Origin of the sequence: Vibrio sp. D54 (genome assembly GCF_021728075.1) — a bacterium.
GTDB lineage: Bacteria > Pseudomonadota > Gammaproteobacteria > Enterobacterales > Vibrionaceae > Vibrio > Vibrio alginolyticus.
In genome coordinates this window covers 195683-216271 of sequence record NZ_JAKKCS010000005.1, presented here as the reverse complement: position 1 = coordinate 216271, position 20589 = coordinate 195683, and the positions used below count along the sequence as shown (strand labels likewise).

The 20589-nt window shown below is 38.8% G+C and carries 18 protein-coding genes; 2 read left to right on the top strand and 16 right to left on the bottom strand.

The features are described 5' to 3' along the window. Positions 1–20: 20 nt before the first annotated feature. From L3V37_RS09430 to tviB, 11 genes are all read right to left on the bottom strand, one after another. Complete coding sequence (locus tag L3V37_RS09430) at positions 21–2009, bottom strand: nucleoside-diphosphate sugar epimerase/dehydratase (protein ID WP_130544807.1); 1989 nt, start codon at positions 2007–2009, stop codon at positions 21–23. Positions 2010–2284: 275 nt separating this feature from the next. Further along, on the bottom strand, positions 2285–3460 hold the full coding sequence (locus L3V37_RS09425) for a DegT/DnrJ/EryC1/StrS aminotransferase family protein (protein ID WP_130544808.1): 1176 nt from the start codon (positions 3458–3460) through the stop codon (positions 2285–2287). A 26-nt stretch (positions 3461–3486) separates the two neighbouring features. After that, positions 3487–4125, bottom strand: coding sequence for an acetyltransferase (locus L3V37_RS09420; RefSeq protein ID WP_130544809.1), 639 nt, complete (start codon positions 4123–4125; stop codon positions 3487–3489). Continuing rightward, the gene (locus tag L3V37_RS09415) at positions 4118–4714 is read right to left on the bottom strand and encodes a sugar transferase (RefSeq protein ID WP_130544810.1); all 597 of its coding nucleotides are present in this window, start codon (positions 4712–4714) and stop codon (positions 4118–4120) included. The genes L3V37_RS09420 and L3V37_RS09415 overlap by 8 nt, the downstream gene beginning before the upstream one ends. Further along, positions 4711–5862 carry a glycosyltransferase family 4 protein gene (locus tag L3V37_RS09410; protein ID WP_130544811.1) on the bottom strand — a complete coding sequence of 384 codons (1152 nt, stop codon included), beginning with the start codon at positions 5860–5862 and terminating at the stop codon, positions 4711–4713. The genes L3V37_RS09415 and L3V37_RS09410 overlap by 4 nt, the downstream gene beginning before the upstream one ends. 43 nt (positions 5863–5905) lie before the next feature. Further along, the gene (locus L3V37_RS09405) at positions 5906–6925 is read right to left on the bottom strand and encodes an EpsG family protein (RefSeq protein ID WP_130544812.1); all 1020 of its coding nucleotides are present in this window, start codon (positions 6923–6925) and stop codon (positions 5906–5908) included. A gap of 2 nt (positions 6926–6927) precedes the next feature. Beyond that, a complete protein-coding gene (locus L3V37_RS09400) occupies positions 6928–7806 on the bottom strand; it encodes a glycosyltransferase family 2 protein (protein WP_130544813.1) in 879 nt (292 codons plus the stop codon). A 7-nt stretch (positions 7807–7813) separates the two neighbouring features. After that, complete coding sequence (locus tag L3V37_RS09395; RefSeq protein WP_267135803.1) at positions 7814–9082, bottom strand: lipopolysaccharide biosynthesis protein; 1269 nt, start codon at positions 9080–9082, stop codon at positions 7814–7816. A 38-nt stretch (positions 9083–9120) separates the two neighbouring features. Further along, on the bottom strand, positions 9121–10143 hold the full coding sequence (locus L3V37_RS09390) for an NAD-dependent epimerase/dehydratase family protein (protein WP_130544815.1): 1023 nt from the start codon (positions 10141–10143) through the stop codon (positions 9121–9123). Between the two features lie 51 nt (positions 10144–10194). Then, the gene (locus L3V37_RS09385; RefSeq protein WP_047009463.1) at positions 10195–10569 is read right to left on the bottom strand and encodes a four helix bundle protein; all 375 of its coding nucleotides are present in this window, start codon (positions 10567–10569) and stop codon (positions 10195–10197) included. A 43-nt stretch (positions 10570–10612) separates the two neighbouring features. Further along, positions 10613–11893, bottom strand: coding sequence for a Vi polysaccharide biosynthesis UDP-N-acetylglucosamine C-6 dehydrogenase TviB (tviB, locus tag L3V37_RS09380; RefSeq protein WP_237306223.1), 1281 nt, complete (start codon positions 11891–11893; stop codon positions 10613–10615). An 866-nt stretch (positions 11894–12759) separates the two neighbouring features. Between tviB and L3V37_RS09375 the strand changes: the two genes are divergently transcribed. Both L3V37_RS09375 and wecA read left to right on the top strand, forming a co-directional pair. Beyond that, on the top strand, positions 12760–14085 hold the full coding sequence (locus tag L3V37_RS09375; protein ID WP_237306222.1) for an MBL fold metallo-hydrolase RNA specificity domain-containing protein: 1326 nt from the start codon (positions 12760–12762) through the stop codon (positions 14083–14085). 137 nt (positions 14086–14222) lie between these two features. Next, the gene (gene wecA / locus L3V37_RS09370) at positions 14223–15305 is read left to right on the top strand and encodes a UDP-N-acetylglucosamine--undecaprenyl-phosphate N-acetylglucosaminephosphotransferase (protein ID WP_237306221.1); all 1083 of its coding nucleotides are present in this window, start codon (positions 14223–14225) and stop codon (positions 15303–15305) included. Between the two features lie 61 nt (positions 15306–15366). Here wecA and L3V37_RS09365 read toward each other — a convergent pair whose 3' ends face one another. The 5 genes from L3V37_RS09365 to L3V37_RS09345 are packed head-to-tail and all read right to left on the bottom strand — an operon-like array spanning position 15367 to position 20588. Beyond that, on the bottom strand, positions 15367–16572 hold the full coding sequence (locus tag L3V37_RS09365) for a glycosyltransferase family 4 protein (RefSeq protein ID WP_237306220.1): 1206 nt from the start codon (positions 16570–16572) through the stop codon (positions 15367–15369). Then, positions 16572–17702 (bottom strand): non-hydrolyzing UDP-N-acetylglucosamine 2-epimerase, encoded by a 1131-nt coding sequence (gene wecB, locus L3V37_RS09360; protein ID WP_237306219.1) that lies wholly within the window; start codon positions 17700–17702, stop codon positions 16572–16574. Before wecB ends, L3V37_RS09365 begins: the two co-directional genes overlap by 1 nt. After that, positions 17699–18571: an SDR family oxidoreductase gene (locus L3V37_RS09355; RefSeq protein WP_237306218.1), complete on the bottom strand. Its 873-nt coding sequence runs from the start codon at positions 18569–18571 to the stop codon at positions 17699–17701. The genes wecB and L3V37_RS09355 overlap by 4 nt, the downstream gene beginning before the upstream one ends. A gap of 2 nt (positions 18572–18573) precedes the next feature. After that, a complete protein-coding gene (locus tag L3V37_RS09350; protein WP_237306217.1) occupies positions 18574–19611 on the bottom strand; it encodes a nucleoside-diphosphate sugar epimerase/dehydratase in 1038 nt (345 codons plus the stop codon). Continuing rightward, on the bottom strand, positions 19611–20588 hold the full coding sequence (locus tag L3V37_RS09345) for a hypothetical protein (RefSeq protein WP_237306216.1): 978 nt from the start codon (positions 20586–20588) through the stop codon (positions 19611–19613). The genes L3V37_RS09350 and L3V37_RS09345 overlap by 1 nt, the downstream gene beginning before the upstream one ends. Position 20589: the final 1 nt, after the last annotated feature.

The window sequence follows — 20589 nt, the reverse complement described above, 5'->3', positions numbered from 1 at the left end:
TTACCAACCAGAAAAAAGCATCAAGTTTCACTTGCATTACTTTGCTTTGGCTCAAAAGTATATAACTCCGCAGTGCGAGTATTTTGCTTCCATACGAGATCTTCAATGCCATCCACTGGATTAAAGCCTGTAGGAGCATCGAGTAACAAGCGACGAATCACTTCGTGTTGGAAGTTGTGACAGGCGACATCGAGCTTGTCGATTAAGATTTCATACTCTTTTAGTGGTAGGTAACTTTCTTGCGCTGTCATAATACGTGCGTGTGCCGTTTCGGAAACATTGTCATCTCCAATCAACAGCTCTTCATATAACTTCTCTCCCGGTCTCAAACCTGTGAAGAGAATCTCTATATCGCCATGAGGATTGTTTTCATCTTTAACTTCGAGCCCTGACAGGTAAACCAAGTTCTTCGCTAGATCGACAATCTTAACGGGCTCCCCCATATCGAGAACAAATACATCGCCACCTTTACCCATCGCCCCAGCTTGAATAACCAACTGGGCAGCTTCTGGAATTGTCATAAAGTATCGAGTAATGTCTTTGTGGGTGACCGTAATAGGTTCTCGCTTCTCAATCTGTTTTTTGAATACAGGAATTACCGAGCCAGACGAACCCAAAACATTACCAAAGCGCACCATACAGAAACGCGTACCCAGATTAGGGTTGCTCTCACGAATTCGGTTTTGTTGCTCCGCCAACGCCTGTAGCCCTAACTCAGCCATACGTTTAGTCGCACCCATCACGTTCGTTGGTCTAACAGCCTTATCAGTAGAAATAAGAACAAAATTCTTCACACCTGCATCAATCGCCGCTTGCGCTGTATAGTAAGTGCCAAACACATTGTTTCTTACACCTTCAACAACGTTGTACTCCACCAGCGGAACATGTTTGTACGCCGCAGCATGGTAAACCGTGTCCACCTCGAAGGCTTTCATAGTAGTTTCTAAGCGATTTTGTCTCTGCACAGAGCCAACCAATGGAACGACGACAATGCTCAGATTGTTAGCTTTAATGATTTGACTCAATTCACTGTGCACCTGATACAACGCAAATTCAGACAGTTCAAATAAGATCAATGATTTTGGCGAGTAGTTTAAAATCTGACGACATAACTCAGAGCCAATTGAACCACCAGCTCCCGTCACCATCACTACTTGATTCTTGATGTTCGCTTCCATTAATACTTGTTGCGGCTGAACAGGGTCTCGACCTAACAAATCACCAATCGGAACCTCTTTCAGTTCATCAATTTTCGCCTTACCCGTAAGGATATCTTTCATATCTGGAACGGTTTGGATTTCAACAGGCAGTTTAGAAATTCTATCTAAGACTTCCTTACGGCGTTTGTTTGAAGCGCTAGGAATAGCAAGTAAGATTTTTTTTACTTCATACTTTCTAATCGCCTTCATCGCGTTATCCGCTGTATAGACTCGGTAACCCATTAGCATTGTGTTTTGAAGCGTTTTGTCTTCGTCGACAAAGCCAATAACTCGGTAGGTTTCTGATTGTCGCAGCGCAAACGCAAGCTCACGACCGGCACTACCCGCACCATAAATAAGAACTGGCGCTCCGGCTTTGTGTACCGATTGAGCAACCAAGCTCCTTACCAGCAGACGGCTAGTCCCTACCCCGATCGCAAGAAAAGCGGCATAAATAAAAGGAATCGAGCGTGGTAGTTGGGCATCAAATGCGAAAGCAAAACTGGCCACACAAAGCGCAGATAGAATCGTACCCAACCCGACGACTGCCAGAACATGAAAGCCTAAATAGCGTAGCACCGCTCGATAGAGGCCAAACGAGACAAAAACAGCAAGCGTACACACAATGGTTGCCAACAGTACATAGTTACTGCTTGTATCTGGAAGTGGGCGGAATTCACCAATGCGAGACCAATAAGCAAACATAAAAGCAGCAGAGATAATAAAGAAATCCACTCCGATACTAATAAGGCGCTTTTGATATCTCGGTAAAGACCAAATGACGTTAAGTTTGGAATTATTTTCAATCATGACAGTATGTAAGCCTCATTACCCCAAGTTTATTTTTAGAGTTTGGTGGTAATGCTAGTTAATATTATGAGATAGCCTGAGCAAAGATTATACAACTTGATGATTATGTATAGAACCATTAATTGCATATTCTCTCACTGCATCGCATCTTTTAAGCAATCTGCGTAGCAGACATTTTACATTTTCATCAAGTGGTGGGACGCTGTTACAGGAAAACATAAATAACGACATATTAAAGCACTATTATTTATGCGTCCCACTTAGACCGAACTGGTTTACTTCTGCGCTTCTAACAACACTTCACGGATCACACCGCACGTTTTAGCGACTTCTTCTGACGATAATGTTGGATGAACCAAAAACATTAAACTGGTTTCACCTAACTGCACTGCATTCGGCAAACGTTTTTCTGGTCGCCATGGCGTATTATCAAATGCTTTTTCTAAATACACCTCAGAGCAGCTACCTTGATAAGCCGGAACACCACGTTCCACAATGGTTTCCACAATGCGATCTCTCGTCCAGCCCTCTGCCAAATGTTTAGGCTCAACAAAAAGGTAATGTTTGTATTCAGCGTGCTGCGAATGCTCAGGCACGTGAACGCGTCGAACGATATTGAGATCTGCAACAGCCTCATCGATTTGTGCCGCATTGGCTTGGCGTTTTGCCGTCCACTCTGACATGCGAGTCAATTGAATACGACCAACCACAGCTTGTAGCTCAGTCATACGCCAGTTGGTTCCAAAGCTGTCGTGCAACCAGCGAAAGCCTGGTGGATGCTGACGGTTATAAATCGCGTCATAGTTTTTACCATGATCTTTGTAAGACCACATTTTTGACCACAAATCTTTATCATTCGTGGTCACCATGCCGCCTTCACCGCCTGTCGTCATGATCTTATCTTGACAGAATGACCAAGCACCAATGTGACCAATTGTGCCGACACTGCGCCCTTTGTATTTTGCGCCATGTGCTTGAGCACAATCTTCAATAACATAAAAACCATGTCTCTCTGCAAGCGCCATGATGGCATCCATTTCTGCTGGCATACCAGCCAAATGAACAACGATGACCGCTTTAGTCTTTGGTGTCAGCACAGCTTCAATCGACTCAGCAGTAATGGCTTGGCTGTTTAGATCTACATCCGCAAAAACAGGATTAGCACCAGCCGTAACAATAGAGGACGCAGAAGCAAGAAACGTTCTAGGCGTCGTAATAACCTCGTCCTCTTCACCAATCGCTAACGCTTTAAGCGCGACATCAAGTGCAAGGGTGCCGTTGCTTAGTGCAACAGCATGATCACATCCAACCCAAGCTGCGAATTCTTTTTCGAACTCACGGCACTCACTACCCGTCCAGTAGTTTACTTTGTTTGACAGTAGTACACGACTAACTGCATCGGCTTCTTCTTGAGTAAAAGAAGGCCATGGTGAAAATGGAGTATTAAGCATTATTATTTCCTGACAAGTTATAGAAGCTAAAATGGAGACAATTCTTTTACTTTTTTTGCTGGAGAACCGAAATAGAGGCTATTTGAATCTACATTTTTTACTACTGTACTACCCATTCCAACCACAGAGCCTTCACCTAGACTAAGCCCTTGCCTAATAGAAGATGAAGCACCTATTTCAGTACCAGTTAAAATATTAGCGTTTCCACCTAGCATTACTTTGGGTGAGATAGTACAGAAATCGTTAATGGTTACGTCATGCCCAACTGAAACTAATTTATTGACTATTACAAATTCGCCAATGATAACATCTGCAGTGATAACAGAACCTGCACAAATAATGGACCCTAATCCAATATTATCAACTTCTTCAATGACAACGCTTGGATCGATTAGCGTTACAAACTTTGGCTCGTCCGATAACTTCATTTTTTCTACTATCTTTCTTCGCACTCTAGGAGATGCTATAGCTACAGAAAAATAACAGTCTTTATATTCACACCAATTAGATACCGTATTCAAAACTGGATAATGATAAAAACTACATCCAATAAGTTCCTCTCTATCATCTAAGAAACCCAGAATATCAATACCTAAGCGTTTTGCTAACCAAGCAACTTCTTTACCTAACCCGCTTGCTCCTACAATTATTAATGACTTACTCATTTACCTCACCCTTAAACTTGGGCATCGTAATATTATCAGAGCTATTAATCCCTTCTCTAATAAATACTTTCTTTATCGTTAACAAAATAATCTTGCAATCTAAAAAAAAACTCTGATTATCTACATACCATACGTCGAGTTTGAATTTCTCTTCCCAAGAAATTGCATTTCTTCCATTAACTTGAGCCCAACCAGTAATACCGGGTCTAACTTCATGACGTCTAGCTTGCTCTTCACTGTATAAAGGCAAGTACTCAACTAATAATGGTCGAGGTCCAACTAAACTCATATCTCCCTTCAAAACATTAATTAGGCCAGGGAGTTCATCTAGACTAGTCGACCTTAATTTATTACCAAAGTTTGTCATTCTCTGTTCATTTGGTAATAGATGCCCTGAATCATCTTTTTCACTTGTCATAGTTCTAAACTTGAACATCTTAAATGTCTTTCCATTTTTTCCAGGACGATCTTGTGTAAATAAGACAGGAGATCCTAACTTAAAGAAAATCAACATTGTTGTAATTATTATTATTGGTGAAAGCAATATTAGAGCCATCAAGGCAGCTAGAAAATCAACTAAACGCTTCATTTATATCTCTCATTACTTCTTTGACAATTATTAATGTTATCTAAATTCATAATTCGACTGAGATCCTCGTTCACTTTATTTACATCAAATTTTTCCTCAACCATCGCTCTGCTGACTTGAGCCATTCCTGACAACTTTTCTGAATTTTCTACAAACCAAATCATTCTTGAAGCTAACTGTTCTACATTTCCTCTCTCAACTAGAAAACCATTTAATCCATCTACTACTGTCTCTCTACAACCAGGAACGTCTGTCGTAAGAATAGGTCGACCAATTGCCATGGCTTCCAGTACAGTTCTTGGCAAACCCTCGTGATAAGACGGTAATACAAAAACTGTGCATTCTTCGATAAATGGTCTTACATCTGCAGTAGCACCCTTGTATTCGACTGCGTTATCAATGTTCAAATCATTCAGTTCTGCTATTGAAATTCCGTCAGGTGATGGATCTTCAGGTCCAACTAATTGGAATTGTGCGGTTGGGTACTGTTTCTTAACAATATTAGCTGCACGTATGTATTCTCGAATACCTTTATCGCCCAATAAACGAGCAATAAGCAAGAACCTTGTTTTCTCTACAGCTAAAGGCGATAAAGTGTAGTGTGATAGATCAACCCCGGAACCATTGACAATACAAGCTTTATCTTCTGGAATTATTCCCTGTTCGATAAAGACATTTTTATTGTCTGGATTCTGAAAAATTACTTTTTCTGAATTTTTTAAAGCGGCTTTGTATAGAAAGGCAACAAGCTTATTCAATAACCTCTTCTTCCAACCACCTTTTTGAAAAGCGAATCCAAGCCCGGTAATTAACGCATAAAACTTACAGTCAGGAACCGAGCGAGCAGCTAATCCCCCCCAAATCACTGGCTTAATAGTATATGATAATATTATATTGTAACTATCTTTCTTTAACCGTTTCCGTAAGCAGTAGTATGTTTTAAAGTCAACAAATGGGTTGATACCACTTCTACCAATATGTATATCTTTATACTCAGACCCAAGTTCATTAATTTTCTTAATCTCTTGCTCAGAAGCTCCAGAAGCAATAGAACATACGCTACAGCCATAAGAAGACAATTTCTTTATAAAGCACCCTCTAAAATTATATAAAGATGCAGGTTTTGCCCCTAAAACAAGAACTCTCATACGTAAAAACCATTTATATCGTTAAGAAAAAATTTTATTAAATTTAAAATAAAAAGTAATAGTTAATAAAGCCAATAATTAAAAAAAGCAATGCAATGTAAGCTTTTATATTAGAGATAACATTAACAGATGACATTAGTGCAGTTTGAAGAAATGGGATAAAAAGCCAAGAAAAAAAAGCATATCTATTGGAAAATGCAGCAAACCCAAAAACAAAATATATCATTGATAAGACGCTATAAATCCTAAGCATATCTTTAAGAAGCGACTTCATTTCTGGTCTACAAAAAAACCTGATTACAAATAATCCAGATAACGTCCAAAATATAGTATAGAGATAAAAATACAGGTTAAAACCCACATATAGCAAATTATCCTCAGCATAACTTGACACTAAAGAATATAAAGGAATTCCAGTTATACTAGAGAGAAAGCTAATTAAAACCTCATTCACTCCTAAAGGATAAAAAACTGCCAACAAAAAATATGAAAAATAAAACATCCTCTCTTTCAATAAAAATAAAAAAACAAAAGGAAAAACCATAATTAAAGAATAATGAAAGAGTATCGAAACAACATATAGACACCCTCCAAACATATATTTTTTATTCATCAACATTGAAGCAGAAGAATAAAGAATTGTTAAAGCTAATCCATGTCTCAATACATTAATTGTGGCAACTTGAAACCAACTAGATGCCAATAAAGCCCCCCAAATAAAAACATAAAACACAAGAAATTCTTGTAACGCCAACTTTGAATAGAAAAAATTATAATAAGAGAAACTTATACAAAAATAATAAAATATAAAAATAGAAGAAAAGAACAGAAAAGCCCCACCGTTTAGCAAATCAGATATATATGCAAATATATAGATGCCAGGCTCCAGAGCCATATACTTACTTTCTACAAACCAATAATATAAATTATAGTAATTTTCCGTATCAGTACCAATGCTTATATCTCTACCACCTACTAAAAAGGACAAAGGGAGTATAGCAAATAGAAAAATAAAGGAAAATACAACAAAAAAATAACTATTCTTTTTTCCAACAAGAAGCATGATTAATTAATCACTATATATATAAGATAAAATGGTATTACAGCCCTAACTCTGGAAAATTTATATGTAAGACCCCATCTCTTTATAAAAAGATTAATATTACCCTTGAACAATGCCGATATTGCATGTTTATATCCTATTAGAGAAATATAATTTTTGGCATGGAAAGTTAATTCTTCTTTATTTCTTGAGTAATACTCTAATGGATATGGAACTGAATTAACTCGAGCTCCTCTGGACTCATCTTCTATTTGATTAACTATACATAAAGATTCAGTATCACAAACGACTTTCCCTTTTAAAGCTAAGCTAATCCAGACATACAAATCTTCTCCTGCCGTAACACCTTCTGGAAACAAATTCCCTTGTTCAAGCTTACTCTTTTTAATGCAAACTTTTGAACTTTTAGCTACACTTCCAGCCAGTGAAGACTTAAAAAAGTCATCCACATAGCCTTGAAAACCATTCTTTAACCCATGTTTAGGCTTAAATCTTCCCGTTTTTCTCACAACTTCATGCCCCAAGCAATACATACTTGCATCAGGATAGTTATAAATTAATTCATGAACCTTAGAGATAAATTCTTTTTTCCACAAATCATCGGCATCCAAGAGGCATATATACTCGAAGCTCGCAAGGCTTATTCCTTTATTCCTTGCAACCGAAACACCTTGATTTTCTTGTTCAAAAAGTATGATATTATGATCTTTATTATTTTCAATTACATCTTTAACAACATTTACAGAGTTATCTTTAGAGCCGTCATTTATGATTATGATCTCATCAACTTTCTTAGACTGATTAATGACGGACATCAAACAACTTTCAATCAACTCTTCTTTATTATACAATGGTATAACAACTGAAACACCTAACTTCATAATTATATTATCCAATAAATTTTATTTGATTAACTTTCACATCATGACTAACTGAAGACATATAAACCTTTACAGCCAGAATTATATGCAAAATAACCTCAGACAAGCTAAATATAGCCACCACTGACAATTCATCTAATTCAAACGATGCTGAAAAAACAAAAACCAAACATCTAACAATAATACTAACAACCTCAAAAACCAAATACCATCTTTGAAGTCCCAATACTGGAATAGCAGCTACAACTGGTCGAGTAATCAAAACCAAATAAAGCCATAAAGTAAGCCATTGCGCATAAGAACCTGATGTTCTCCATTTTTCACCGAAAGCAATAGAAAAAAGATCAGGACCATAAATAAAAATTATCAGGGATGGGACTAAACCTAGTAAAAACAATATAAACATCGTTTTTAACAAGAGATTGGAGCAACATTTCAAGTTAACGACTAAATTATTAAAATTGGGATAAAAAACATTCTGAAGAGAGTTACCTAAAAGCCTAATGGGTACGTTTAATATGGTTCTAGTCAAAGCATAATAACCGGCTGAAACAGGAGAAAACAAAGAAGCAAATAGAATAACAGGCACACTTTGAGAAAGAGCATTTATAATCATCTGAGGTGCTCGATAACAAGGAAACTCCCTATATTCATATATAATTTCCTTAAAATTATTTGGCAACTTAAGAAATCCAAAACTAAAGAATCCAAACATTCCTAATTTATTTAAAGTAATAACTCTGATAGCTGAGCTAGCAACATGGATTACCAATAGAAACTTAGTTATTGGATTTAAAACGCCCAATAGGGCTTGTCCACCATAATTCAAAAAGGAGTGTAATATGGAAATAGAAGCTATTGTTTTAAAATCGCCTTTTCGTATTAATAACTGGTGCGAAACGTCAAGCCACCCTCCCATTAGCATTCCTATAGGAATTAAGTACATAAAATCAATCAACTTACCATCACTGATTTGATTAAAAACATACTCACCAAAACAAAAAATAATAACAAAAGAAAAAAGGAACACAATCAACGAGGTTAATATTGATAATCTAGCCAAATTAATTGCTTTTCTTTCGTCTTTGGGAAGCACAATTGCACCAGGAAAACCAAAGGTAGATAATGGAATTAAAACTCCAAGACAAGCAATAAAAACACCTAATATTCCATAAGCCTCAGGACCATAGAATCTTGTTATAATAGGTATAAATAAAATACCTATTACCTGAGACCCCGCACTTCCTGACATAAGAATAAGAACATTCCTTATCATTTTATGATTCAACAATCTGTGAAATATGTCTTTAGTCATTATAGAGCTTCATTTTTATACCATTTCATGGAGACACTTATACCTTTCAATATTTTGAACTCTGGTAAGTAATCTAGCTTATTTTTAGCTTTTGATATTTCAGCCTGAGAGTGCCTCACATCACCAGCTCGGAACTCTCGATATTTAGGCTCAGCATCTACTAGAACACCATTATCGTTCAGCGCATTTTTAATTGCATAGTACAGGTCATTCAACGTAGTTCTGTCACCAACGGCGACGTTATACACTTCGTCTTTTGCATCTTCTTCCGCTGTTGCTGCTAACAGGTTCATTTGTACTACGTTGTCGATGTAGCAAAAATCTCGGCTTGTTTCGCCATCACCATTAATGTAGACGTCTTCGCCATTGATCATTGCCGCTGTCCATTTTGGAATTACAGCAGCATAAGCGCCGTTTGGATCTTGTCGACGGCCAAATACATTGAAATAACGAAGCCCTATCGTTTTAAAACCGTAAGTACGGGCGTATACACCAGCATAAAGCTCATTTACGTATTTAGTGACTGCATAAGGAGAAAGCGGATTACCAATATTTTCTTCCACTTTTGGTAATGCTGGATGGTCACCGTATGTCGAGCTGCTTGCAGCATAAGTAAAGCTGCATACCTCTTCTTCTTTTGCTGCATCCAGCATATTTAAGAAGCCGGTGATGTTCGCTGCGTTTGTCGTTAGTGGATCAGCGATAGAGCGAGGTACAGAACCGAGTGCTGCTTGGTGTAGTACGTAATCAACACCTTTTACGGCTTGTTGGCATGTTTTCGGCTCTCGGATGTCTCCTTCAATAAAGGTAAAACGGTCCCACTGTGCTTCACTTACTAGGCCTTTTACTTCATCTAAGTTGTGTTGATGGCCTGTCGCGAAGTTATCTAAACCCACTACGGTTTGATCAAGCTTGAGTAGTTTTTCCAGTAGGTTTGAGCCAATAAAGCCCGCAACACCCGTTACTAACCACGTCTTTGGTGATTCAACTAGTTCTTGTTGGATTTGTTCGTATTTGGTCATTGTGTTTTCCGTATGGGGAAGGTCTAGGGTCTAGGGTCTAGGGTCTAGGGTCTAGGAAACATAATCTCCCTTTTCTTCCCTAACAAAACCTTTCCGGATTTTAATCAAAGCGGCGATCATTGCTGCTATCTCTTTGCATTCTGCAACAATGAATAAGCCACTTTCTTTATCGATGTAACCTATATCGATGCCAATATAGGTTTGCGTAAGGAGTTCACCTAACGAGCCTTTTGCGTAATAGAGAAATCTTGATTCTTCTTTCGCAGTTTCTCTTTCAAGACCTTCTGCGATATTAGAGGGAACAGATAAAGCTGATCGCGTTATTTGATCTTTAAAGCCATAATCTTGGCAATCTCGCATGAGTTTATAGACGTTACTCGCCAAACGTGATGAACGCTTCCAAACGTCTAATTGCTCGAATTTCATGGCTCGGCTCTGAGGTTATAGCTTCTAGGCCCTAGGACCTTCCTTACAAACGCATATCTACGCTTTCTTTATCTAGAACGTATTTCAGGTCGTACAATACATGTTCTGGTTTACCCAACGTACGAATTTTCTCGACACCCATTTCTTTAAATTCGTTATGAGATACCGCCATGATGATCGCGTCGTAATTACCTTGCTTTTCTTTTTCGCAAAGCGTTAAGCCATATTCATGTTGCGCTTCATCATTTGAACACCAAGGGTCCATAACATCGACGTTGATGTTGTACTCTTTTAGCTCAGAGATAATATCCACCACTTTGGTATTACGAAGGTCTGGGCAGTTTTCTTTAAATGTTAGGCCCATAACAAGTACGTTTGCGCCTTCTACGTGAATACGTTTTTTCAGCATTTTTTTCACCAGCTGAGAAACAACGTATTGCCCCATACCATCGTTTAGGCGTCGGCCAGCCAAAATCATTTCAGGATGGTAGCCTACTGCTTGCGCTTTATGCGTTAGGTAGTAAGGGTCAACACCAATACAGTGACCGCCTACCAAGCCTGGGCGGAATGGTAAGAAGTTCCATTTGGTGCCTGCCGCTTCTAACACTTCTAGCGTATCGATACCCAGCTTGTTGAAGATGATGGATAGCTCGTTGATTAATGCAATGTTTACATCACGCTGAGTGTTTTCAATGACTTTGGCAGCTTCGGCTACTTTAATTGATGACGCTTTGTGTGTGCCTGCAGTGATGATTTTTTTGTAAAGTTGGTCGACGAACTCTGCAACTTCTGGCGTTGAGCCACTTGTTACTTTAAGAATGTTCGTAACTCGGTGTTCTTTATCACCTGGGTTGATTCGCTCTGGAGAGTAGCCTGCGAAAAAGTCTTGGTTAAACTTAAGGCCAGAAACACGCTCAATAACCGGAATGCAATCTTCTTCTGTTGCACCCGGGTATACGGTTGATTCATAAACGATGATATCACCCTGATTGACTACTGTACCCAATGCTTCTGAAGCTTTAATAAGAGGCGTTAAATCCGGTTGTTTGTGTTCGTCAATTGGAGTAGGAACGGTAACAATGTAAACATTGCACTCTTTGAGTTCTTGAAGAGAGGAAGTATAAGAAAGGTATTTTGCTTCTGCTAATTCATTATCGCTGCATTCTAATGTGCTATCGCGTCCGGCAGAGAGTTCATCGATACGGTCTTGGTTGATATCGAATCCAATCGTTGGTGACTTTTTGCCAAATTCCACCGCGAGTGGTAAACCAACGTAACCTAAGCCAATGATGCCAACTCTGGCGTTTTCTAATGAAAAGTTCATTTTTATTTCCTAGCAAGTTTAGATTTTTAGAACGCCTTTAGGTCTGGTTAGGGTAACTAAAGGCGTAGATAGACTAAGGACGCTCAAGGCACCCTTAAAAATTCTTAATACTTGTTAGAGTGATTTGTATTCGAATAGCGAATATAGATGTTTTAGGCATGCCTTAGACACGTTGATATGGCACATGAGTATATGTGCAACGAGAACGCGCTACGGAACTAGATACATGAATAGTAAATAGAAGGGAGGAACCTTATGCCTAGCCAATTATCACTCAAAAACTGCCATCGCAGCTTTGAATTGTCCCTCTGACGTTATGGGACATTTAGTTAATTATTTGTTTAAGCGCACTTTTTATAAAAGCCGACCTTGCCAGAAATGCAACAGTGTGCTTAATTGTATTTATTGTCTGGCGACATTTTTATGTCACTCGGAGAACTTTTTTTGCTTTTTGGCACGCTACCGCCCTTAGGTCTGGCTCCTAAAGGCAATGCATTTGTTTTTTTATCATTCGTGCTCAAGGCAAAGGATTGTATAGCAAACAGGTTGCAACGAAAAGCACAACACTGACAAAAAAATGGCTTTTTTATGACAACTGGACAAAATGCAAACTGTCAGTTTAACCAGAAAATCGTAAATTCTGCCTACTTAAAACGCGTTTTATAATACGCATTTATTCATTTTTATTTATGACAAAATGCAAAAAGTTGACTATGTGGAATATGCATCACAGTTTAGTGCAACTAAAAATACCATTTAACACTCTCCTAGCATTTTGACTCCTACTTTTGTGTTTATCTGGCTGGTTGCCTCTCCCTCTTCTTTCTTGAATTCATTACATTGATGCTCATGAAAAGGAGATCGTTATGAAAGTACTTCATCATGGTGGGAAGAATACGGTGACAGGCTCTTGTCACGAACTGCAATTCGAGCACGGGAGCATTTTGATCGACTGCGGGTTATTTCAGGGTAAAGATGCATTGGTGGGCCGTCATGGCCGTTCGATGGCGATAGAGTTTTCCTTAGCCAAGGTAAAAGCACTGGTGCTGACTCATGCTCATATTGACCACATAGGCCGATTACCGTGGTTACTCGCTGCGGGTTTTAAAGGTAAAATCTACTGCACACAAGCTACTGCTGAGTTGGTCCCTCTTATGCTAGAGGATGGATTAAAGCTACAACTGGGTTTAGGCAAGCATCAAAGACAGCACATCTTAAATCTAATTAAGCAGCGATTGGTGCCGTGCCAGTACAACACATGGCTTCCTCTTAAGGGGTTGGCTTATTTACGCTTTCAGCCTGCAGGCCATATTTTAGGCTCTGCTTATTTGGAATTTAAACTCTCAAATAATGACGTAGTTGTATTCTCCGGCGATCTCGGCCCAAGTGATACGCCTTTACTTCCTGATCCTAAGCCGCCAGAAAAAGCGGACTATTTGTTTATTGAATCGACCTATGGTGATAAGCACCATGAAAGTGTGAAAAGTAGAAGTGCTCGGCTGCTTTCTATTGTCGAACATGCACTGGAAGATGGTGGTGTGATTGTTATTCCTGCTTTTAGTGTAGGTAGAACACAAGAACTGTTATTCGATATTGAACAGCTTTTGTACCAGGAGTCTTTACATGGAGCCCTACCGATTATTCTTGATTCGCCTTTAGCAATAAAGGTGACAAAGACTTATCGGCGCTTTAAAAAGCTTTGGGGTAAAGAAGCGAAGCAGCGTTTGGAGCAACATCGTCACCCTTTAGCGTTTGAACAATGTATTACGATTGAGACTCATGCTGAACATATGAGATTGGTGAATCGTCTGGCGAGCACGTCTGAACCTGCTATTGTGGTTGCGGCTTCTGGGATGTGCGAAGGTGGTCGAGTGGTGAATTACCTCAATGCGTTGTTACCAGATAGTCGTAATGATGTGCTGTTTGCTGGCTATCAAGCAGAGGGAACGCTAGGCAGAGAAATTCAAGAAGGGGCGAGTGAGGTTGATATCGAAGGAAAGAAAATTAAAGTGAAAGCTCAAATACATACGATGTCTGGCTATTCTGCTCATGCAGATCAATCTGATCTAATTCGATTTGTAGAAGGAATTAATCCGCCGCCAAAAGAAGTGCATTTGATTCATGGTGAAAGAATGGCAAAAGCGGAGCTGTATCAAGATTTTGCCAGGAAAAAAACGAACATTGTGCTTTAATTTACTGATAAGTAAATCAGGAGAAATAGTGTAAAAGTAACGTTTTGCTACCATTTCGTTGCTTATTTTCTCCTTGAGATAGTTACCTTGTCGGTTAAAATAGCCGTCGAATAATTACAATGGCAGTTGGCACTATTATGTTTCTGGAACTTCTATTTATCTTCTTTTCTTCGTTTGCCACTTTGTTTCTCATGCGTAAGGTTGCTAAGTCGGTTGGCTTAGTCGATAAACCAAACGAAAGGAAGTTACATGAAGGTGCTGTTCCACTTATCGGTGGGATCTCTATCTGCATTGTTCTTATCCAGTTTCTCACCTTTAAACCACAAGTTATCGAATACAGTTGGCTGTATGTATGTTCTATCGCACTCTTAACGCTTATCGGAGCCATCGACGATAAGGTCGACTTGAGTTTCAAGATACGCATGGGAGTTCAGGCTGGCTTGTCTTTAGTGATGATTCATATTGCCGGTATTGAACTGCACAGTTTAGGAAACATGTTCGGTTTTGGTGAAATCAACTTAGGTTGGACTGGCATTGTGATTACAGTGTTAGCGGTGATAGGTGCAATCAATGCTTTTAATATGGTAGACGGCATTGATGGTCTGCTGGGTGGGCTTTCTATTGTAACCTTTGGCGCTCTTGCCTATTTATTGAGGGTAGATGCCCAACACGGCTTAGCTTACCTCTGTGTGGTAATTATTGTTGCCATGCTGCCGTATATTTTCATGAACTTGGGTATTTTAGGGCGCGCTCGAAAAGTATTTATGGGTGACGCAGGCAGCATGATGATTGGCTTTACAGTTATTTGGCTGTTGCTCGGTGTCAGCCAAGCAGAAAGCAAACCTTTGATGCGTCCAGTAACAGCATTGTGGTTAATTGCGGTTCCGTTGATGGACATGGCGGCCATCATGATTCGCCGCGTTCGCCGCGGGGATTCGCCATTCAAACCTGACAGAGAACACTTGCATCATATTTTCCAACGTATGGGTTTAAGCCCTAAGCAAACCCTAGTAGCAATCTGCGGTATCGCGACTCTTTATGCTGCTTTTGGTATTTACGGTGAGCTGGCGGGTATTTCTGAACCAGTGATGTTCTATACCTTCATTGCCTGCTTTGTTGTGTATTCCATTTTACTTGCTTATGTATGGCGAATTACGAGTTTTGTTCGAGCGAAGATCGAAGCCAAGTCAAACCGAGAAACATCAGCTAACATAACCTAATAAATAAAAAGCCCTGTCATTAATAACGACAGGGCTTTTTTGAGCAGTAAGTCAACTGATATCAAGTGGCAATATTAAGTGAATTTATTATCGTTCTTGCTGCCGACTCTACAGAGAACTCTTTTTCTAGCAAAGAATAAGCGGCATGACCTATCTCGCCTCTTAATTGCTGACTTTCATATAACGCAACAGCATTATTAAGTAGTTCACCATCATTACCATTGACCGAAATAAACCCAGCGTTATTACTGTTAACAACATCCATCAAATCATTACCAGCGTTAACACTGCCAAGGATAGGAATTGATTGCACCATATAACCCAATAGCTTCCCAGGAAAGTTATGCGCGGTATGCTCGGCTGATAGTGAAAATAGACCGACATCTATCTCAGAGAGAATAGATTTAAACTCTTCCTGATCGACTGAAGGCAGATAGGAAAAATTGTCAAGTTTCCATTCTTGAGCAAGCTCATTAATTAAATCGACTTCGTCACCTTGTCCTACATAAAGAAAATGAGCATTACTTTTATTACTCATACTCTTTGTGAGGCGCATTAGGTTTGCCATATCTTGAGCGTGGCCAATGTTACCGCCGTAGAAGAAAATTACTTTGCCATCTAATTTAAGTCGTTTTCTGATACTGTCGTCTCTAAGATCTGGCTCATGTGGGCATAGCGCAGCCCAGTTCCGCAATATTTCAGTGGAGTAGCGGGCTTTAGTCATATCATTGAATATTGCTCTATTTTTCTCTGACATTAAGCCAATCATATCTGCTTGTCGGTATGAGTGGTCTTCAAAATAGCGAAAATATTTTTCTATCAATGATCCAGATCTGATCATTCCTGCATCAATGACCCACTGGGGGAATAGATCACGCAAGACTAAATAAGACTTACAATTACAACGGCGTTTTATTTTACTCACTAGGCTGCCAAAAAATATTGATGGTGAGTAATAAACCACGCCATCAAATGTGTCTTGCTTGACTTCATTAGATATTGCGCGCCATGCTCGTGTAGACAGCAGAGTTTCGTTAATAGCCCTTTTTACTTTGGATATATCCTTTATTGGACCACTAGAGAATCGCCAAATATCAACCCCATCCAAAGTATCTTTAGTCAAGCTTTCATTCTGCCCTTCTGATGGCGTAATTACCGTCACTTGATGACCAGTAGAAACCAATTGGACGGCTAGTTCGTGAAACATTTTTGCTGCCACACGTGTACTGTGTGGCAGGTAATCATCGATAATCAATGCTATATGCATCAATATTTTTTCCAAACGACACGATTTACATAATCGGTGTAGCTTAATATAGTTCTCAGTACTTTATCTGAGACATTAGGTGCAATGTAGTCACTAACTTTATTAATCAGTCGTTCTGTTCCACGAGATTGTGTCTCTAATATCTCAATTGCTTGAAGAATACGAACAACACTCATTCCAGTAAACATCACCGCACCCTCCTCAAAACCTTCAGGTCTTTCTTGAGCTTCGCGAATATTTACAGCAGGAAAGTTAAGAATTGATGATTCTTCCGTAATTGTACCGCTATCGCTGAGAACTACCTTAGCTTCCTTCTGTAGTCTAACGTAATCAGTGAAACCTAAAGGCTTTAATAATTGAACCCTTTCATCGAATTTAAGATTGAGTGCATCTATTTTTTTACGAGTTCTAGGATGGGTAGAAACAATGACAGGTAAACTGTATTTATTTGCAATCGTATTCAGGGCTTCAACATAGGCATTAATGTTCTTCTCTGAATCTACATTCTCTTCACGGTGAACGCTAACTAAGAAGTATTGACCAGAAGCTAATGACAACCGAGATAATATGTCAGATTCAGCAACCTTTTCCTCATAGTAAGACAACACCTCGTCCATAGGACTACCAGTCTTTACGATTAGATCAGGATTGACACCTTCACGCAATAAATAATCACGGGCGATGGTGCTATATGGCATATTTACATCAGAAATATGATCAACGATTTTACGATTTATTTCTTCTGGAACACGTAGATCAAAACAGCGATTCCCGGCTTCCATATGGAAAATAGGAATCTTTTTACGTTTTGCAGAAATAGCGGCTAAAGCACTGTTGGTATCACCTAAAATCAACACTGCATCGGGAACTAACTCTTCAAATAATTTGTCAGACTTACTTATGACTTGAGCCATAGTTTCTGCAGCAGTTGACCCTGCACATTCAAGAAAATAGTCTGGTGAACGAATTCCAAGATCATCAAAGAATATTTGATTCAGTTCGTAATCATAGTTTTGCCCTGTATGGATTAACAAGTGCTCGCAATGCTGATCTAATTTAGCAATGGTTCTTGATAAACGAATAATTTCAGGCCTAGTACCTACTACCGTAACGACTTTTAACTTTTTCACGAAATGTACCTCTTTAGGTAATCTTTATGCATGTATTCAATTAGCTCACGCCATGTCGGTGGAGTAAACTTTGTTAGCTCTTGGAAACGTTTTGAGTTTAAGGAGCGATCTATGATGAGGTCTGCGTTCTCATGAATCACGATATCTTTACCATAAACCTTTGAAATTAAAGAGATAAGGCTAAACTTATCTATTGGGTCAACAGACAAGTGGTATAGTCCCTTCAAATCTAGGTTATTAAATACTCGTTCGACCAAAATCTTGGCGATATAACTGGTAGGAAGCCCCGAAAAAACAGCCTTTGTGAAGCCATTTACTTCTTTCTCTTGACTTAGAAACCAATCAACTAGACTGACTGAAGAAGATAACTCATGCCCAATAATAGACGTCCGGAGAGTAAGATGAGAGCCATAGCTAACCTCTCCTAGACACTTTGATTTGCCGTATAAATCTGTCGCTGTTGGCAAGTCATCTTCTCTATAATCTCCTCGCTCTCCATCAAACACACAATCGGTAGAGAAATGTATTAATCGAGCAGAATATTTGTCACAAAGACTAGCAAGTCTGTGAGGTAATAGAGAGTTAATCTCTATTGCAGAGATATGTTGCTTTGAGACATCATGCTGTTTTATTAACCCAATACAGTTTATAACGATATCGGCATTGGCCTTAACTATCGCATTTTCTATACTAGAAAAGTCATTAACATCTACATTTTCGATTAATTTGTCAGGATAGTCTTTAAAGAAACCATATTTTCCTTCTAGCGTTCTGACAGAACCAAAAACATTCAATGTTTCTATTTCACTCAGATTAGAGAACAGACTATACCCAAGCATTCCCGTTGCACCGAGAATTAAAACGTTCATTACTACACTCCTTCAGGAACAACTACATTCCCTGCTTCAATTTCTCTAATAAAGTCCAACTTTCTCAGCAGTTGTTTCATCCCTTCTACGTCTAAACGTTCGGTATTATGAGAGTTGTAATCCTCAATTGCAGATAAATCCTTCTCACCTTCTTCAAAGTACTTAGAGTAGTTAAGATCACGGTTATCCGCTGGAATACGATAGTAATTGTCTTGATCCTGAGCGACAAACATCTCTTCGCGGCTACACAAAGCCTCATATTGTTTTTCACCGTGACGAGTACCAATGATATTCACAGGATGATCAGGCTTACCCATAATATCGAGGATTGCTTTGACAAGGACTTCGATCGTTGCAGCTGGAGCTTTCTGAACAAAAATGTCGCCATTAGAGCCATTCTGAAAAGCGTGTAGAACGAGATCAACAGCATCATCCAATGTCATCATGAAGCGTGTCATATTTGGGTCGGTAATAGTTATAGGATTGCCACTTACAATCTGTCGAACAAATAGAGGAATAACTGAACCACGCGATGCCATAACGTTACCATAGCGTGTGCCACAAATAGTGGTGTTCGTGCTTTCAAGGTTACGGCTTTTTGCTACGATAACCTTCTCCATCATTGCTTTAGATATACCCATGGCATTGATTGGATACACAGCTTTGTCTGTGCTTAAACAAACCACTCGCTCAACATTATGATTGATAGCAGACTCTAAGACATTTTCAGTACCTAGGACATTGGTTTTCACCGCCTCAAGGGGATAAAACTCACATGACGGAACTTGTTTAAGAGCAGCAGCGTGATAAACATAGTCAACACCACGCATTGCATTCGATACACTTTGTGGGTCCCTTACATCGCCAATGTAGAATTTAAGTTTGTCTGACTGGAAGTGTTTACGCATGTCGTCTTGCTTTTTCTCATCACGTGAGAAAATACGAATTTCTTTAATATCAGTATTTAAAAAACGACGAAGAACAGCATTACCAAATGAGCCAGTTCCTCCGGTAATAAGTAATGTTTTATTGTTAAACATCAAAAACTCCAATCACATTTGCAAAAATCATTTTGAATTTGGGTTACTTTAGAAGAAGGAGCTTGATTAAACACCTCTTCAAGCTCTTCAATTGAGTTAAACTCGATAAGCCCGTTTAAGCAGGGCCAACTTTCTCTTATACCTTTTAAATAAGGTTGCTTGTAAACATAAGCATTTTTTCCTATGCCTATTGCTTCAAAAATTGGTAAGCATACAGTCTCTACTTCAGAAGTAATTATCACACCTTCAGTACACGATATCAAACGAAGCAATTGCGCTCTATCTAGAGGACCTACATATGTAATTCCTTCATTCTGACAAGTTTTAGGTCTTAAGCTAGGTATAATAATCTGTAATTTTTTTATTCTATCTGCTGCTCTATTGACAAGTTTGAAATTTTTGTGGGAGAGGCTTGGATCGGATACAGGCCACACTAGCATACGTTTCGAAGAATCTAAGGTTTCGGATAAATAACGCTTTAGCCTTGGTAGCTCTAAAGGAATATCAATACCTGGCCAGCAAACCTGAGAGGCTACGGTGGACCTAATACACTCCTTAAATCGTTCTTCTACATAAGGAGTTTGAAAAATATACAAGCAGCCCTGTTGATTTAAGTGCCGTAAAGTAAACCTTAACAGTTTATACTTATGTTCTGGCGAGTCTAAGATCAAAAAATTATGGAAGTAAGTAATTCTGCTCCTAATCGGAAATATTGTATTAATATTATTAAAGCTTATTATTTTATGACAATCAAACCTTGCATAGTAGAAAAGGACATAAATTAAAGAAAAAAAATAAGTACCAAAGCCAAAAGTACAAGCTTTATGCCAATTAATATTTTTACTATTTGTGTTTGGTCGAACAGGTGATAACACTATATATTCATTATTATCGTTAACTTTGCTTTCTAGATAAGAATTCAAAATAGTCAAAGCTCCACCCTCTCTCGCAGCTGAAGCATTTACTAACACTTTCATT

Bases quoted from the DNA above. Each gene is read 5' to 3' on its own strand.
- L3V37_RS09430 (WP_130544807.1), bottom strand. From the start codon at position 2,009: ATGATTGAAAATAATTCCAAACTTAACGTCATTTGGTCTTTACCGAGA.
- L3V37_RS09425 (WP_130544808.1), bottom strand. From the start codon at position 3,460: ATGCTTAATACTCCATTTTCACCATGGCCTTCTTTTACTCAAGAAGAA.
- L3V37_RS09420 (WP_130544809.1), bottom strand. From the start codon at position 4,125: ATGAGTAAGTCATTAATAATTGTAGGAGCAAGCGGGTTAGGTAAAGAA.
- L3V37_RS09415 (WP_130544810.1), bottom strand. From the start codon at position 4,714: ATGAAGCGTTTAGTTGATTTTCTAGCTGCCTTGATGGCTCTAATATTG.
- L3V37_RS09410 (WP_130544811.1), bottom strand. From the start codon at position 5,862: ATGAGAGTTCTTGTTTTAGGGGCAAAACCTGCATCTTTATATAATTTT.
- L3V37_RS09405 (WP_130544812.1), bottom strand. From the start codon at position 6,925: ATGCTTCTTGTTGGAAAAAAGAATAGTTATTTTTTTGTTGTATTTTCC.
- L3V37_RS09400 (WP_130544813.1), bottom strand. From the start codon at position 7,806: ATGAAGTTAGGTGTTTCAGTTGTTATACCATTGTATAATAAAGAAGAG.
- L3V37_RS09395 (WP_267135803.1), bottom strand. From the start codon at position 9,082: ATGATAAGGAATGTTCTTATTCTTATGTCAGGAAGTGCGGGGTCTCAG.
- L3V37_RS09390 (WP_130544815.1), bottom strand. From the start codon at position 10,143: ATGACCAAATACGAACAAATCCAACAAGAACTAGTTGAATCACCAAAG.
- L3V37_RS09385 (WP_047009463.1), bottom strand. From the start codon at position 10,569: ATGAAATTCGAGCAATTAGACGTTTGGAAGCGTTCATCACGTTTGGCG.
- tviB (WP_237306223.1), bottom strand. From the start codon at position 11,893: ATGAACTTTTCATTAGAAAACGCCAGAGTTGGCATCATTGGCTTAGGT.
- L3V37_RS09375 (WP_237306222.1), top strand. From the start codon at position 12,760: ATGAAAGTACTTCATCATGGTGGGAAGAATACGGTGACAGGCTCTTGT.
- wecA (WP_237306221.1), top strand. From the start codon at position 14,223: ATGTTTCTGGAACTTCTATTTATCTTCTTTTCTTCGTTTGCCACTTTG.
- L3V37_RS09365 (WP_237306220.1), bottom strand. From the start codon at position 16,572: ATGCATATAGCATTGATTATCGATGATTACCTGCCACACAGTACACGT.
- L3V37_RS09355 (WP_237306218.1), bottom strand. From the start codon at position 18,571: ATGAACGTTTTAATTCTCGGTGCAACGGGAATGCTTGGGTATAGTCTG.
- L3V37_RS09350 (WP_237306217.1), bottom strand. From the start codon at position 19,611: ATGTTTAACAATAAAACATTACTTATTACCGGAGGAACTGGCTCATTT.
- L3V37_RS09345 (WP_237306216.1), bottom strand. From the start codon at position 20,588: ATGAAAGTGTTAGTAAATGCTTCAGCTGCGAGAGAGGGTGGAGCTTTG.